Raw genomic sequence first — 15,063 nt, 5'->3', positions numbered from 1 at the left:
GCGAGACTGGCGGCGCACAGCCCCGGCAGCTGACGGCGACCGAGGTGCGCACGCCGTGGAACATCCTGTCACGCCTCCTAGGTGGGGAGACGGGAGGCGGCGGGAACACCATGATCGATGGGACTGGTGGACGCGAGAGCAGAGTGCTGATCCGGCTGGTGGGGTCGTTCACGGTCGAGCGGGACGGCCTGCGCGGGACGGTCGGCGGCCGGGCCAGGACGCTCCTGAAACTGCTCGCGGTCGAGCGCGGCCACGCCGTGCCCACCGACCGCGTCGTGGAGGCGCTGTGGGGCGACCGCCCGCCGAAGCGGCCGGTGGAGAACGTCGCCACGCTGGTGAGCAGGCTGCGCAGGACACTCGGCCCGCAGGCCGTGACGGGCGGCAGGCGGAGCTACCGGCTGGGCGAGCCGCCGGCGGTGAGCGTGGACCTCGACGAGGCGACCGCGCTGATCGCGGAGGCGGAGGGGCGGTTGGCGGTGGACGAGGCGGCCGTGGCCGTCGCCGCGGCGACGCGGGCGATCGAACTGCTCGACGGCGGTGCCGTACTGGATGGGGAATCCGACGCCCCTTGGGCGGCGGCGGCGCGGGGCGAGGCGGCCGGGCTGCTCCGGCAGGCGCGCCACGTGGCGGCTACGGCGGCGCTGCGGATCGCCGAGCCGGGGCGGGCGCGGCGGGCGGCCGAGGCGGCGGTGGCCGCGGACCCGTTCGACGAGGCCGCGCAGCGCCTGCTGATGCGGGCGCATGCCGCGGCGGGCGAGCCCGCGCGGGCGTTGCTGGCCTACGAGCGGCTGCGCGACATCCTGGCGGCCGAGCTGGGCACGGACCCGGCTGCCGAGACGCGGGCCGTGCACCTGGCGATCCTGCGCGAACAGTCGACCGCTCGCCTGACCGGAACCGCGAGGGAAGGGGGTGCCGCTCCCCTGGCCGGAGTCGCGCGGGAAAGGGGCGCCGTGCTGCCGGGGCGGGCGGTGGAGGTGGCCGGGATCTCCCGGTCCTGGGCGGCGGCCGTGGCGGGGCGGACCGCCGTGCTGCTGATCGCGGGCGAGGCGGGCATCGGCAAATCCCGGCTGGCCGAGGAGGCGGTACGGGTCGCGCGGGCCACCGGCGGGATCGTCCTGCGGGCGCAGTGCCACGAGATCGAGCGTTCGCTCTTCCTCCAGCCGTTCGCCGACGCGTTGGCGCCGCAGGTCACCCGGCTCGCCGGGCCCGTGCTCCGCGACATGGTGGGCGATGGGGCGGAGGCGCTGGCCAGGCTGATCCCGGAGGCGGCGCCGGCGCTGCGGCAGGGGCGCGACGGGCCGGGCGGGCGCAGATCCGTGTACGAGGCGGTGGTCGCGTTCCTGCGGGCCCTGGCGGCCGGGAAGCCGGTCCTGCTGGTGCTGGAGGACCTGCATCTCGCCGGGACGGCGACCGTCGAGCTCGTGCACTACCTGGCCCGCCGGGTCTCCGGCGCCCGCCTGCTGGTCGTCGCGACGGCCCGCCCGGCGGAGGGCATAGCGGAGGGCGTGCCGGAGGGCCCGGCGGAGGGCCCGGCGGAGGGCCCGGCGGAGGGCCCGGTGGAGGGCGTGGTGGACGGCCCAGCGGACGGCGCGGTGGACGGCTCTGCGGCGATGGACGCGCTCGGGCGCGCGGCCGTCCGGCTGGAGCTGGGGCCGCTGCCCGCGCAGGCGGTCGCGCGGCTGGCCGTGGCGGCAGGCTTGGGCCACTGGGCCGACGAGGTCCTCCGCCGGACGCGTGGCCATCCGCTGTTCGTCGTCGAGCTGCTGCGCGGCCTGGCGGCGGGCGAGCGCGGGGTGCCGGAGGCGCTGCGCGCGGCGGTGCTCGCGCGGGTCCGCCGGATGGGCCCGCTGGTGGAGCGGCTGCTGCGGGCCGCCTCCGTGCTCCGCCGCCCCTTCGATCCGGCGCTGCTGGGCGAGCTGCTCGGCCTCTCGCCGCAGGTGGCGGCCGAGCAGTGCGAGCGCGCGCTGCGGGTGGGGCTGCTGGTGGTGGTGGGCAGCAGGTACGAGTTCGCCAACGAGCTGACGCGGGAGGCTCTTTACTCCGTTACACCCGCCCCGACCCGGCTGGTCTACCGCCGCCGTGCGGCCGAGCTGCTCGGCCGCCGCGACTGGCCGGTGGTCAATGGCCGGAGCTGTAACCGCCGCTGAGGGGTAGTTCGTCGGCATACATGCGGGCCTGCAACTCGTACAGCTCCGCGTACCGGCCGGATCGGGCGATCAGCTCGTCGTGCGTCCCCTGCTCCGCCAGCTCGCCCTCGTGCAGGAGGTAGATCCGGTCGGAGTTGCGTACGCTGGCCAGCCGGTGCGTGATCAGGATGACGATCCGGCCGGTGGCCAGGCGGCGCAGCGACTCGTACACCGCGAACTCGGCCTTGGCGTCCAGCGGCGCGGTCGGCTCGTCCCAGATCAGCACGGGCGCGTCGCGGAAGACGCCGCGGGCGACGGCCAGCCGCTGCCATTGCCCGCCCGACAGTTCGCGGCCGCCGCGGAAGTACTTCGACAGCAGCGTCTCCCAGCCGTGGGGCAGGTCCGCCACCACGGTGTCGGCCCCCGCCAGCTCGGCGGCGGCGCGCAGCGCCAGGTCGCCAGGGTCGTCGCGGTCGTAACGGCCGGCTCTGACGTTGGCGCGGGCGGTGTGCGGCCATCGGATCGGGTCCTGGAGCACCATCATGATCCGGTCGCCGACGCTGTGCGGGTCCAGCTCGCGGATGTCCACGCCGTCCCAGCTCACCTGGCCGCCCGTCGGCTCGTAGAGGCCTGCCATGATCTTGGCGAGGGTGGTCTTGCCGGAGCCGTTCTCGCCGACCAGGGCGATGGTCTGGCCCGCGCGGACGGTGAGGTCGATGCCGCGCAGCGCGTCGCCGGTGCCGCCCGGGTAGCCGAACTCGACGCCGCTGAGCGTGATCACCTGCGGTGCGGCGGGCGCCGGCCGGGTGGTCGCCGCGGGGCTCCTGGAGGCGGCGTCGTCGACGAACTCCTGGTAGTCGGCCACGTACATGCCCTGCTCCAGCAGTTGGTGCGCCGAGTGGACCAGCCGGCTGAGCGCGGCGTTCGCGGTCCGCACGGCTATCACCGCCCCGCCGGCCACCGCCAGCGGGATCCAGCCCGCCTGGAGCAGCAGGCCGAGCACGGTGAACGTGATGCCGGCCATGAGCCCGGTGAGCGCCCGGCCGACGGTGCCCACGCGTATGTGGGCGGCCTGTACGCGTACCTCCTGGTCGCGCAGGGGGTCGGCCACCTCGGCGTACTCCCGCAGCAGGAAGTCCTGGGCCTGGCAGGCGCGGATCTCCGGGGCGGGCTCGCGCTGCGTGCCCAGCTCGGTGATCATCTGGACCCGGCGGTTCAGGGTGACCGTGCGGGTCATGTGGGCGTACGCCAGCCGGGCCGAGCGCTGCACCGTCCAGGCCGACGGGAACACGCCCAGCACCAGCACCGGGAGCAGCGCGGCGTGCAGGACGGCCAGGCCGGTGACGGCGGCGGCGAATGCCAGCGCCGCGCCGATGAGGTCGACCAGGTTGTCCACGGCCCGCGCGAGATGGAACAGACCGCGGTCGCGCGCCCGCTGCATCCGGTCGTAGAAACCGGCGTCGTCGTAGGCGGCCAGCTCCACGCGGAGCCCGGCCGCGAACAGCTCACCCTCCGCCATCCGGCGCACCTCGGGCGTCAGCCGGGCGTACGCGGCCGCGATGGCCGTCTCGACCGCGCCCCGCAGCACGTACGCCCCCGCGACGAGCACGAGCATGGGCAGCGCGGCCGCCACCACCTCCACGGTGGGACCGGCGGCGAGCAGCCGTTCCAGCGCCCCCGTGGTGGCGAGCAGGCCGAAGGCCGTGGCGGCGCCCGACACGAGCTGGAGCAGCAAGACCGTGACGGCCTGCCGGGGCGCCGCCCGCGCCACGATCGCGAGCACCGCCCGGCTGGTGGCCGGCAGCCGCCGGCACATCCGCCAGACGCCCATGTCGCCGGCGTCGTCGAGCTGCCAGTACGGCGACACCATCTGGACGTCGGCGGAGGCGTCGGCGGAGGCGCTCAAGACGCCTTCACCGGACCGGGATCGGGCAGCAGCACCGACGGCAGCGTGCATTCGGGATGCATGCGGAGCAACTGGTACGCGACCCCGCCGAGGCCCGGCATGATCCCCGGGACGAAGGCGTCCCGGGCGAACCCGCTGACCGGCCCGTGCTCCTCGACGCTGCCGAGCAGGTGGGCCTCCAGCCGGGGCCGGTCCAGCCCGCCCGCGCCGAGCCCGGCGGTGACGGCGAGGTCCAGCACCTCCCAGGCCCCGAAGTCGCCGTGGCACAGGGTGTGGTTCCAGCCGATGCCGTCGGCCTGGCTGGACTGTGCCGCGCGCCGCAGCAGGTCACGCAGCCGCTCGGGGTCGCCGCGGCCGGCCATGAGCCGGTCGGCGGCGACGGCCGCGATCCCGACGGAGCCGTGGCACCACGCCGCCCCGATCTGGTCCGGCCCGCGCAGGTCGCGCCAGCTTCCGGTCTCCGGGACGTACAGGGTCTCCTCGTAGGCGAAGGCGGCTTCGGCGACGGCGGCGCAGTCGGTGTCGCCGGTGGCCGCCGCCAGCCGGTCCAGCGCCCAGCCGATGCCGGTCGCCCCGTGCGCCAGGCCGCCGATCCCGTCCGGGAAGCCGTCGACGGTCCAGCACGCGGTGTCGCCGCGTACACGTGCCGCCGACACCAGCTTGCGGCCGATCTCCCCGGCCAGCTTTCCCGCGTCGGCGTCGCCCGCGCTCTCGTGGAGCCGCAGCAGCGGCACCACAGCTCCCGCCATACCGCTCACCAGGTCGAGTGACGGCTCGGAGTCCAGGGCCGCGGGCAGTTCGCGGACGATGTCCGCCGACCGCGAGAACGCCTCGGCCGGCTCGATCACGCCGAGCCGGACCAGCAGCAGCCAGCCCCAGATCCGCGACGCGAGGCCGAGGTAGCCGCCGACGGGCGCGGGCCGGCGCGTCTTGATCTCGACCCGGTCCTTCTCCCACTGCGCCTCCGCCATCCGCACGGTACGCAGCACGGCGTCCAGCAGCGGCCCCACGTCCGGCACCGAGTCGGCCCGGCCCGCCTCCATCTCGCGCAGGTAGCCGGCCAGCAGCGCGGCGATACCCGCCGCCCCGCCGTACATGTCGAGGCCGAGCGGCAGCACCGCCCATCCGGTCGGGTTGAGCACCGGCGCGATCCACGTGACCGTGCCGTCCTCGGCGCGTACGGCGGCGTCGGACAGAGATCGCACGATGCCGGCCGCCAGCGCCCGCCGTCTGCGGTCCAGGCCGTCGGTGTCCAGGCGAGCCGGGAGCAGGCGCCGCTGGGTGGGCACGCCGCCCTCGTTCAGGTACGCGCTGACCAGGGCGGACTGGATCACCTGCCGCTCCAGTCCGAGGTCGGCCGACCGCCACCGGCTCAGTGTCCCGGCGATCAGGTCCTGGGCGGGACCCCACAAGGTGCCACGCGGCCCGGTGAGCCGGCCGCGGCGCGGCGTGGTGGCGAAGAACGGCACGTCGCCGTCCAGCAGCTCCTCGACCTCCGCCTCGATCACCACGGGGTCGTCCGGCCGGCCGGGCGCGTTGGCCGCCTGCTTGGCGAGCAGGTCCGCCGCGCGCCGCCGGGCGACGGGCTCGTCGTGCAGCGCCTGCGGGTGCCAGAGCATCCGCTGCAGCTCGGCGTAGCTCTCGGTGGACCTGAGCACCAACCGGATCGGCAGGTCGGCGAACTCCTCAAGCCACCCCTGCAGCTCGCCGCCCTCGTCGATCTTCCTGAGCCGCCTGGTCAACTGCGCGAACCCGTCCACCACCAGGTCCCAGTGCTTGATCAGCACGGGTTCCGGGCTCGGGTGGTTGAGCGAGAGCGGGACGCGTACGGGCGCGAGTCCGATCCGCGCCTCGTCGGTGCCGACGCCGAGGATGACGGGCAGCTCCGTGACCGGTTGCTGGCCGGGCAGCGAGCCGATGGCCGACATGTCGACGCCGCGCCAGCCGAGCGCCAGCCCCCGGCCCGGCAGCAGCCCGGTGCCCAGCACCGAGCCGCCGATCAGCCGCCCCGCCCGGTCCGGCGCGAGCCCGTACCCGGACTCGCGCGGCGGCGACTGGGGCGTGAACAGCGTCTCGCAGTCCACGACGGCCGGGATCGGGCCCGCGGCGATCAGGTTCTCGGCGTGCAGGTCGGTGCCGCCGATCAACCGCATCACGGCCAGCCAGTGCCCGAGGTTGCGGTAGAAGCGGCGCAGCTCCTCTTCGTCGGCGCAGTAGCGGTGGGCGACGTGCTCGGCCCAGCCGTAACCGTCGCCGTTCACCACGTCGGGGACCCTGATCCGCGTGTCGGCGGGCTCGTCGGCGAGCAGCCGGTTCAGCAGCCGCGTCACGGCGAGATCCACGGCGACGGACCGCGGCTTGTAGACGACCTTGCCCGCGGCGCAGCTCAGGATCGCCACACTCTGCCCGCCGCGATGGCTGTCCCCCGCGCCGAACTCGACGCTCACCAGCTCCCCCGGCTCATCCCCCTCGAACGGCCGGAGCAGCGTGGTGACCAAGGGCCGGTCCGCGGCGAAGCGGCGGGCCAGGCTCATCGCCGCCGCGCACCTGTTGGCGATCAGCCGGCGCAGGCGCGGGAGCAGGGTCGGATAGTGGCCGCCCAGCGACTCCCAGAACTCCTGGTTCGCCGCCTGGGACTCCCAGTCCCGCCACCTGGCCTCCGGGTCGTCGCCGGTGAGCCTGCCGGTGAGCCTGGCCGCGTTCAGCTCCAGGAGCAGCACCCGGTTGGTCCTCAGGCGGACGGTGTCCAGCAGCGCCTTGGCGGCGCCCGCGTGCACGGCCCGGCGTTCCGTTTCCGCCAGGCCCGCGACGGACCCGAGCCGGGCCGCCAGCCGCTCCAGTGATGGTTCGAGCAGGCGGTCCAGCACGGTGTCGCTTACGGTGTACTCCCCCATGTCAGGTCAGCAGCACAAGCGCCCGGCGGAGGCCGTGCACGCCGTACCGCAGCCGCCCACGGTCTGGTCGGGGGGAGGAGGAGGCGGGTTGCAGCCCGACGCGGCGAGGATGGATTCGAGGGTGATGTCCGCTTCCGCGTACTCACCGCTGGCGAACAGCGGGCCCGCCGGGTTCTCCCAGCCTTCGACGAGCTCGGTGCCGCTTCGCCAGCCGGCCACGATCCGGTCGGCCTGTTCCTGGGTCAGTCTGGGCATGCGATCGATCCTTTTCTTGAGCCGGACAATTTCGCTCAAGATGCTGCCAAGCGGCATTGCAGATTCGTTGCAGCCGGGGATCAGTCTTGGGACAGGACGCGCTGGGCGACGGCGAAAGCGGCGTTGGCGGCCGGAACCCCGCAGTAGATCGCCGTCTGCAGCAGCACCTCGCCGATCTCGTCGGGCGTCAGGCCGTTGCGCAGGGCCGCGCGCACGTGCATGGCCAGCTCGTCCAGCTGGCCACGCGCGACCAGCGCCGTGAGGGTGACACAGCTGCGGGTACGGCGGTCGAGGCCGGGGCGGTTCCAGATCTCGTCCCAGGCGTAGCGGGTGATGAGGTGCTGGAAGTCGCGGGTGAAGCCGGTGGTGGCGGCGACGGCGCGGTCGACGTGGGCGTCTCCGAGCACCTCACGCCGGGTACGCATCCCGGCCGCGTGACTCGAATCGCCGCCCAGGTGCTGGACGATCGCGGGCGTGACGGCGTCGGCCCGCTCCACACTGGCCAGGTGCGCCGCGCCGGGCACCACGCGCAGCAGCGCCCCCGGGATGCCCTGGGCCAGCGTGAGAGCCTGGCCGAGCGGGGTGGCCGGGTCGTCGGCCCCGGCGACGATCAGGGTGGGGGCGGTGATGGCGGGCAGGCGTCCGGTCAGGTCGCAGGACGCGATGGCCTCGCAGCAGGCGGCGTACGACTCGGCGTCCACGCCGTCCAGCATGTCCGTCACCCAGCGGCCGTCGTAGCCGGCGGTGAACCAGCGGGCCGCCAGGGCCGGCGCGAGCTGGGCCACACCGGAGGCACGCACCAGCGCCGCCCGCTCCAGCCACGGCCCCGGCTCACCGAACCGGGCCGACGTACAGCACAGCACCAGACTCCGCACCCGGCGTCGTGGTGCCGCTGCCTGCTCTCCTGCGGCGATCGCGGTGGCGATGGCGCCGCCGAGCGAGATCCCGCCGACCGCGAACTCGTCGTCGTGATCGTCGTCCACCAGATCGAGTACGGCCCGCGCCAGGTCGTCGATCGTCAGCCCGGAGGCTGCGGGGGCCGAGCCGCCATGGCCCGGCAGGTCGTACCGCAGCACCCGCCACACCTCGGTGAGCGCGCTCAGCTGCGGCTCCCAGATGTCGAGCGTGGTGCCGAGCGACGGCCCGAGCACCAGCAACGGCGCTCCGGCGGGACCGTCGACGCGGTGATGCAGCTTCATGCTCATGATCGCTTCCGGTAGTCGGCGAGGATACGGTCGACGAGTTCCGGCGCGGCGCCCAGATAGCCCTCGGGGTCGAGCAGCTCGTCCGGTCCCTCCAGCGGGCCAGGACGGCTCAGTGCCTCGTCGAGGGCGGCGCGGCCGAGGTGGAGCGCGAGCCGTTCCGACACGATGCGCCCGCCGGTCAGGCAGGCGTTGTCACGCATCCGCTCGGGGAACACCTGGAGCCCGGCGACCAGCTCGGCCGCCGTCTCCGCCGCGCCACCGGTCAGCCGGAGGCATTCGCGCAGCGGCAGCCACTCCGCCTGCCAGGCGCCCGCCGCCCGCTCGTGCTCCCCCGCCGCTCCCAGGAGCTGGGCGTACGCGGGCACCTGGAGCGCCGCCGACCGGATCAGCACCGACAGGGCGGGGTTGCGCTTCTGCGGCATGGCCGAGGAGTTGCCTCGGGAGGACTCGGCCACCTCGCCGACCTCGGTCTGCGCCATGAGGATCACGTCGGTCGCCACCTTGCCGAGCGCACCCGCCGTACCGGCCAGGGCCGCGCCCAGCTCGGCGACCACGGACCGCTCGGCATGCCACGGCGCTAGCGGGGCGGCCAGCCCGAGCTCCTCGGCGTACAACTCGACCAGCCGAAGCACCCGCGCCTGTGCACCCTCGGCATCCCGAGCCACCTCGCCCCCGAACGCTCCGACGGCCGCGTCACCACCGCCGGAAGACCCAGCAGGCTCAACGCCGACCTCAGGTGATCTCGTCGGCTCGGCGCTGTCGCCGGGCGGTCCCGCAGAGCCGACGCCACCACCAGGCGATCCGACGGGCTTGGCGTCGGTGGAGCGGGCGGTTTCAACGAGGGCGGCGAGGGTGCCTGCCGCGCCGCCGAGTTGGGCGGGGAGTCGCAGGCCGCGCAGGCGGTCGCGGGCGCGCAGGAGGCCGGACAGCCAGCCGGCCGCCTTCAGCCCGAACGTCGTCGGCACCGCCTGCTGGCCCAGCGTGCGAGCCGCCATCAGCGTGTCGCGGTGCTGTTCCGCCAGCCCGGCGAGCACGCCCATGACCGCGTCCAGATCGGCCGTGATCAGCCTGACGGAACGCGCGGCGACCAGCATGGCCGCCGTGTCGAAGATGTCCTGGCTGGTGGCCCCCCGATGCACGAACTCGGCGGTGGCTTCGGCGGCGGTCGCTTCGGCGGCGGTGACGGCTTTTCGCAGGTCGGCGACCAGCGGGACGACGGGGTTGGCGGCTTGCCGGGCGCGCTGAGCCAGGTCCGGCAGGTCGGGGGTGAACCCCGTCGCCACCCGGTCGATCAGCGCGGCCGCCGCGCCGGGGATCAGCCCCGCGCGGCCCTGCGCGCGGGCCAGCGCCGCCTCGGCGTCCAGCATGGCCCGCAGCCAGGCCGCGTCCGAGGTCGCCGCCTCTACCCGGGTACCGGCCCGCACCGGCGCCAGCAGCCCGCTGTCAGAAGTCAAGGAACACCGTCTCCCCATCCCCCTGCAGCCGCACGTCGAACTCGTACCGGTCCGACTCCCCCGACGCCGTCGCGATCAGTGTCCCCCGTCGTTCCGGCTCCAAGCCGTCCAGCAGGGGATCAGGCCGATCCTCCAGGTACACACGGGTCAGCAACGACCTCAGCAGCCCCCGGGCGAACACCTGCAACGACAGATAAGCCCCCTCAGGCCGTACCGTACGGAACCTAAACGAACCATCCGGAGCCGTGGCGCAGCGCCCGAAGCCGGACACCTGCCCGTCACCGCGCAGCAGCGCGCCGCGGTCGCCGGCGCGCCCCAGCCAGAGCTCCAGCAGCGCGTCCGGCACCGGCTCGCCGGCGCCGTCCAGGACGCGCCCGGTCAGCGTGATCGCGCCCGGATGCCCGGGAGGGACCAGTTCCCAGTCGTGCGGGTACGGCAGCGCGTGGCTGAAGAACGGCCCCACGGTCTGCGAGGGGGTGAGGTTCATGACGACTCCATGGGGGTGCTGCCGAGCACGATGTCGAAGGAGTAGCCCAGCGCCCATTCGGGCTCGGTCAGCTCCATGGAGAAGGCCGAGACGAGCCGTTGCCTGGCCGCCTCGTCGGGGACCGACTGGAGGATCGGGTCGAAGGGCATCAGCGGGTCGCCGGGGAAGTACATCTGGGTGACGAGCCGCTCGGTGAACGCCCGCCCGAACACGGAGAAATGCAGGTGCGCCGGCCGCCACGCGTTGTGGTGGTTGCGCCAGGGGTAGGCGCCGGGCTTGATCGTGACGAACCGGTAGCGGCCGTCCTCGTCGGTGAGGCAGCGGCCGGCGCCGGTGAAGTTCGGGTCGAGGGGGGCGGGGTGCTGGTCGCGTTCGTGGGCGTAGCGGCCGGCGGCGTTGGCCTGCCAGAGCTCCACCAGCGTGCCGCGGATCGGCCTGCCGGAGGAGTCCAGGATGCGGCCCGTGACGGAGATGCGCTCGCCGAGCGGCTCCCCGGCGTGCTGCCTGGTCAGGTCGGCGTCGAGCGCGCCGACCTCGTGGTGGCCGAAGACCGGGCCGGTCAGCTCGATCGCGTCGGGATCGTCCTTGAAGGCCACCGGCGGCCGCGCGGGCGCCCGGAGGACCGTGCTGCGGTAGCCGGGGCTCAGGTAGGGAGGATGGGTCATGGCCGTCCTTCGAAGTTGATCATGGCAGTCCCACGTAGTTCTCCGCCAGTGTTGTCGCGGCCGCCTCGGAGGAGGTCACGTAGTCCAGGTAGGACAGCTGCAGCCGCCTGCCGTAAGCGTCGTCGGAGTCGAACGTGTGCAGCAGGGTCGTCATCCACCAGGAGAAGTGCTGAGCCCGCCAGACCCGCTTCAGGCAGGACTCGGAGTAGGAGTCGAGCAGGTCGGCCGAGCCGGTGGCGAAGAACCGGTCCAGCGCCTCGGTCAGGACGCGCACGTCGGCCACGGCCAGGTTCAGGCCCTTGGCCCCGGTGGGCGGGACGATGTGGGCGGCGTCGCCGGCGAGGTAGAGCCGGCCGTACTGCATGGGCTCGGCGACGAAGGCCCGCATCGGCGTGACGCCCTTCTCGAAGATCTCGCCGGTCTCCAGCGTGAAGCCGGGGACGGTCTCCAGCCGCGCCTTCAGCTCGGCCCAGATCCGCTCGTCGGGCCACTCGTCCACACCGGCGTCGGGCGGGACCTGCAGGTAGAAGCGGCTGACCGTGGGCGAGCGCATGCTGTGCAGCGCGAAGCCGCGCTCGGTCCTGGCGTAGATGAGCTCCTCGGACGAGGGCGCCACCCTGGCCAGGATGCCGAGCCAGGCGAAGGGATACTCCCGCTCGAACACCTGCAGAACGCCCGGCGGGATCGACGGCCTGGACACGCCGTGGAAGCCGTCGCAACCGGCGATCACGTCGCAGTCGAGCCGTTCGCCGCCGAACGTCAGGTACGGCTCGGCCTCCAGCGAGTGCGCGGCCACGTCCTCGATCTCGAACCGCACGTCGCCGCCGGCCTCCAGCCTGGCGGCGATCAGGTCCTTGACCACCTCCTGCTGGCCGTACACGGTGATGGACCGGCCGGGCACCAGCTTCTCGAAGGCGACGCGGTGGCTCTGCCCGTCGTACCTGAGCTCGATGCCCTGGTGCGGCAGGCCCTCGCGCAGCAGCCGCGCACCTACGCCGGCCTCGACCAGCGTGTCCACCGTCCCCTGCTCCAGCACGCCGGCGCGCACGCGGCGCTCCACGTAGGCGCGGCTGCGCCGCTCCAGCACCACCGAGGAGATGCCGCGCAGATGGAGCAGATGGGACAGGAGCAAGCCTGCGGGGCCCGCCCCGATGATCCCTACCTGAGTGCGCATGACGGAAGCATCCTGCTTAGGCGGCCGATTATCCGAGCAACCCATTCCACTCAGCGGAAGAATTATGCAAGATTGCGGCATGGCAGGCGGATCCCGCGAGGCGGGGCGCACGGTGACGTCCAAGGTGCTCGCCATCCTGGGCGCGTTCGACGCCGGGCACCCGCAGCTCACGCTGACCGACCTGGCCAGGCGCAGCGGCCTGCCCCTGAGCACAGTGCACCGGCTGGTCGGCGAGCTGGAGGAGTGGCAGGCGCTGAGCCGCGCGCCCGACGGGCGGCTCCGCATCGGGCTGCGGCTGTGGGAGCTCGGCCAGCTCGCGCCCGCCAAGCTCCAGGACCTGGCCCATCCCTGGTTGCAGGAGCTGTTCGCGAGCACCGGCGAGAACGTTCACCTGGCCGTCCGCGACGGCCTGGAGGTCCTGTACGTGGACAAGGTGGCCGGTCGGCGGGCCGTGCCGATCGTGTCCAGGACGGGCGGGCGGCTGCCCATGCATCCGACGGGCGTCGGCAAGGCCCTGCTCGCCTTCGAGCCCGACTGGTTCGTCCGCTCCTACCTGGACCGCGTGCTCGAACGGCCGACCCCGCACACGATCACCGAGCCGGGACGGCTGGCCCGCGAGCTGGCCACGGTGCGCGCTCAGGGGTACGCGCTGACGTACGAGGAGATGACGCTCGGCTCCTGCTCGGCCGCGGCCCCGATCCTGGTCGGCGGCCGGCCCATCGCGGCGCTCGGCATCGTGCTGGCCGCCAGGCGCGCCCGCGAGCTCCCCCGGCTGGTCGAGCCCCTGCTGAACGCCGCGAACGGGATCGGCAGGGCCTGCGCCGCGGCGGCGTAACACTTGCCCAAGCGTGCCCCGGCACCATACCGTGCTCCGGTAAGCGCTTTCCAAAGGAGGCCGCCCGTGCCGTCCCCCCTCCGCGTCGCCGTCGTCGGCGGTGGCGCGATCGCGAGCTTCGCGCACATGCCCGCGTTCCAGGCGCTGCCTGACGAGATCGAGGTGGTCGCCGTCGTGGACGCGACCGCCGAGCTGGCCCAGGCGTTCGCCGACCGGTTCGGCCTGGCGTACGCCTCGGACGATCTCGAAGGCATGCTCGCCGAGGTGCGCCCCGACCTGGTCGCCGTCTGCAGCCCGCCCTCGCTGCACGCCGCCCAGGTGGCGGCCGCGCTGCGCGCGGGCGCGTGGGTGTGGTGCGAGAAGCCGCCGTGCCTGTCGCTGGCCGAGTACGACGCCATGACCGCGGCCGAGCAGGAGGGCGGGCCGTACGCGGCGATCGTGTTCCAGCAGCGGTTCGGCTCCGGCGCGCAGCACCTGCGGCAGCTGATCGCCAAAGGCGCGCTCGGCGCCCCGTACGTCGCGCACTGCCAGACCACCTGGTTCCGCGACGACGCCTACTACGCCGTGCCCTGGCGCGGGCGCTGGGAGACCGAGGGCGGCGGACCCGCCATGGGCCACGGCATCCACCAGATCGACCTGCTGCTGGAGCTGCTCGGCGAGTGGAGCGAAGTCCGCGCCATGGCGGCCAGGCTGGCGCGTGACGTCGAGACCGACGACGTCACGACCGCGCTGGTCCGCTTCGAGTCGGGCGCGCTGGCCACGGTGGTCAACAGCGTCCTGTCGCCGCGGCAGGTCAGCCACCTGCGCATCGACCTCGCCGACGCCACGCTGGAGCTGACCCACCTGTACGGCTACGCCAACGACGACTGGACCTGCACCCCGGCCGAGCACGCCGGCGAGATCGACTGGCCGCCGGCTGAGGACGTGCCCACCTCGCACCTGAAGCAGCTACGCGACCTGGTCGCGGACCGGCGGGCCGGCCGGCGGCCCCGGGCCAGCGGGCGGGACGGGCGCCGATCACTGGAGCTGATCACCGCGATGTACAAGGCGGCGCTGACCGGCGGCACCGTACGCGCGGGCGAGGTGGGCCCCGGCGATCCCTTCTACCGCAGCCTGCACGGCGACACCCCCGGTTGGAGCCCCTCATGAGCGCGATCATCTTCGAGGCGCACGGCGTTGAGCTGATGCGCTACGTCCACGAGCCCGACCCGCAGCCGTTCGAGGCGCCCAAGCCGTACATCCACCCGCTGCGTACGCTGGCCGGTGACGTGGTGACCTCCTACCGGCCGCACGACCACCGCTGGCACAAGGGCCTGCAACTGACCGCCTCACACGTCTCCGGCCAGAACTTCTGGGGCGGCGGCACCTACGTCCGCGAAGAGCGGCGCTACATCGACCTGGACAACAACGGCACGATGCGCCACGACACCCTGGACGTCCGCCAGGACGGCCTGTCGGGGCGGCTGACCTGGCGCAGCTCGCGGGGCGAGCCCTGGGTGGAGGAGCGGCGCGAGCTCACCATCGAGGCGGTCGATCCGGCGAACGGCTCCTGGGAGCTGGTCTGGCACACGACGCTCACCGGCCTGCGCGACGAGCCGCTGCGTTTCGGCAGCCCCACCACGCATGGCCGGCCCCTGGCCGGCTACAGCGGCCTGTTCTGGCGCGGCCCGCGCTCGTTCACCGGCGGCGAGGTGCTCGGCCCCGACGGGCTCGGCGGCGAGGAGATGATGGGCCAGCGGGCCCGCTGGCTGGCCTTCCAGGGGCGGCACGACGAGGTGGACCGGTCCTCCACGCTGGTGTTCGTGCCGGAGCCGGGGCCGGAGTCGCACTGGTTCGTGCGCAGTGGCCCGTTCGCCGCCGTCAACCCGTCGTGGGCGTTCCACCGGGAGTTCGAGCTGGCGCGCGGCGAGACGATCGCCCGCCGGTACCGGATCGTGCTGGCGACCGGCTGGTGGGGCACCGAGCGCATCGAGGAGCACCTGGCCGGTCGCCGAGCCGCAGAATCCGGTCCCTGAACAAGGCGGCGGAGACAGACCCTTTGACCAAGCATGCGATGAATTTC

General features: G+C 73.8%; 12 protein-coding genes. 4 read left to right on the top strand and 8 right to left on the bottom strand.

Features of this window, described 5'->3' with window-relative positions:
- Positions 1-110: 110 nt before the first annotated feature.
- The gene (locus tag ACGFNP_RS29405) at positions 111-2,147 is read left to right on the top strand and encodes an ATP-binding protein (RefSeq protein ID WP_393324450.1); all 2,037 of its coding nucleotides are present in this window, start codon (positions 111-113) and stop codon (positions 2,145-2,147) included.
- Here ACGFNP_RS29405 and ACGFNP_RS29400 read toward each other — a convergent pair.
- The 8 genes from ACGFNP_RS29400 to ACGFNP_RS29365 form a co-directional block, all read right to left on the bottom strand.
- Positions 2,119-4,032: an ABC transporter ATP-binding protein gene (locus ACGFNP_RS29400; protein WP_358312359.1), complete on the bottom strand. Its 1,914-nt coding sequence runs from the start codon at positions 4,030-4,032 to the stop codon at positions 2,119-2,121. The genes ACGFNP_RS29405 and ACGFNP_RS29400 overlap by 29 nt on opposite strands.
- Positions 4,029-6,926, bottom strand: a complete 2,898-nt coding sequence (locus tag ACGFNP_RS29395) for a type 2 lanthipeptide synthetase LanM family protein (RefSeq protein ID WP_393324447.1) — start codon at positions 6,924-6,926, stop codon at positions 4,029-4,031. The genes ACGFNP_RS29400 and ACGFNP_RS29395 overlap by 4 nt, the downstream gene beginning before the upstream one ends.
- Before the next feature lie 6 nt (positions 6,927-6,932).
- Positions 6,933-7,181: a DUF6229 family protein gene (locus tag ACGFNP_RS29390; RefSeq protein ID WP_358312365.1), complete on the bottom strand. Its 249-nt coding sequence runs from the start codon at positions 7,179-7,181 to the stop codon at positions 6,933-6,935.
- An 80-nt stretch (positions 7,182-7,261) separates the two neighbouring features.
- Positions 7,262-8,386 (bottom strand): 4-carboxymuconolactone decarboxylase, encoded by a 1,125-nt coding sequence (pcaC, locus tag ACGFNP_RS29385; protein ID WP_393324443.1) that lies wholly within the window; start codon positions 8,384-8,386, stop codon positions 7,262-7,264.
- Entirely contained in the window at positions 8,383-9,840 is a 1,458-nt protein-coding gene (locus tag ACGFNP_RS29380) for a lyase family protein (RefSeq protein WP_393324440.1), read from the bottom strand. Before ACGFNP_RS29380 ends, pcaC begins: the two co-directional genes overlap by 4 nt.
- A complete protein-coding gene (gene pcaG / locus ACGFNP_RS29375) occupies positions 9,830-10,327 on the bottom strand; it encodes a protocatechuate 3,4-dioxygenase subunit alpha (protein ID WP_358312373.1) in 498 nt (165 codons plus the stop codon). Before pcaG ends, ACGFNP_RS29380 begins: the two co-directional genes overlap by 11 nt.
- Positions 10,324-10,992, bottom strand: coding sequence for a protocatechuate 3,4-dioxygenase subunit beta (pcaH, locus tag ACGFNP_RS29370; protein WP_393324436.1), 669 nt, complete (start codon positions 10,990-10,992; stop codon positions 10,324-10,326). The genes pcaG and pcaH overlap by 4 nt, the downstream gene beginning before the upstream one ends.
- Positions 10,993-11,011: 19 nt before the next feature.
- The gene (locus ACGFNP_RS29365; protein WP_393324433.1) at positions 11,012-12,166 is read right to left on the bottom strand and encodes a 4-hydroxybenzoate 3-monooxygenase; all 1,155 of its coding nucleotides are present in this window, start codon (positions 12,164-12,166) and stop codon (positions 11,012-11,014) included.
- A gap of 79 nt (positions 12,167-12,245) precedes the next feature.
- On the opposite strand from ACGFNP_RS29365, the gene ACGFNP_RS29360 reads away from it, so the two are divergent.
- From ACGFNP_RS29360 to ACGFNP_RS29350, 3 genes are all read left to right on the top strand, one after another.
- Positions 12,246-13,001 (top strand): IclR family transcriptional regulator, encoded by a 756-nt coding sequence (locus ACGFNP_RS29360; protein ID WP_393324430.1) that lies wholly within the window; start codon positions 12,246-12,248, stop codon positions 12,999-13,001.
- Between the two features lie 66 nt (positions 13,002-13,067).
- Positions 13,068-14,150: a Gfo/Idh/MocA family protein gene (locus ACGFNP_RS29355; RefSeq protein ID WP_219529620.1), complete on the top strand. Its 1,083-nt coding sequence runs from the start codon at positions 13,068-13,070 to the stop codon at positions 14,148-14,150.
- Positions 14,147-15,016 (top strand): PmoA family protein, encoded by an 870-nt coding sequence (locus ACGFNP_RS29350; RefSeq protein ID WP_393324427.1) that lies wholly within the window; start codon positions 14,147-14,149, stop codon positions 15,014-15,016. The genes ACGFNP_RS29355 and ACGFNP_RS29350 overlap by 4 nt, the downstream gene beginning before the upstream one ends.
- Positions 15,017-15,063 lie beyond the last annotated feature (47 nt).

The sequence above is a fragment of the Nonomuraea sp. NPDC049269 genome, assembly GCF_043197155.1.
Lineage (GTDB): Bacteria > Actinomycetota > Actinomycetes > Streptosporangiales > Streptosporangiaceae > Nonomuraea.
This window is presented reverse-complemented; position numbering and strand designations above follow the sequence as displayed.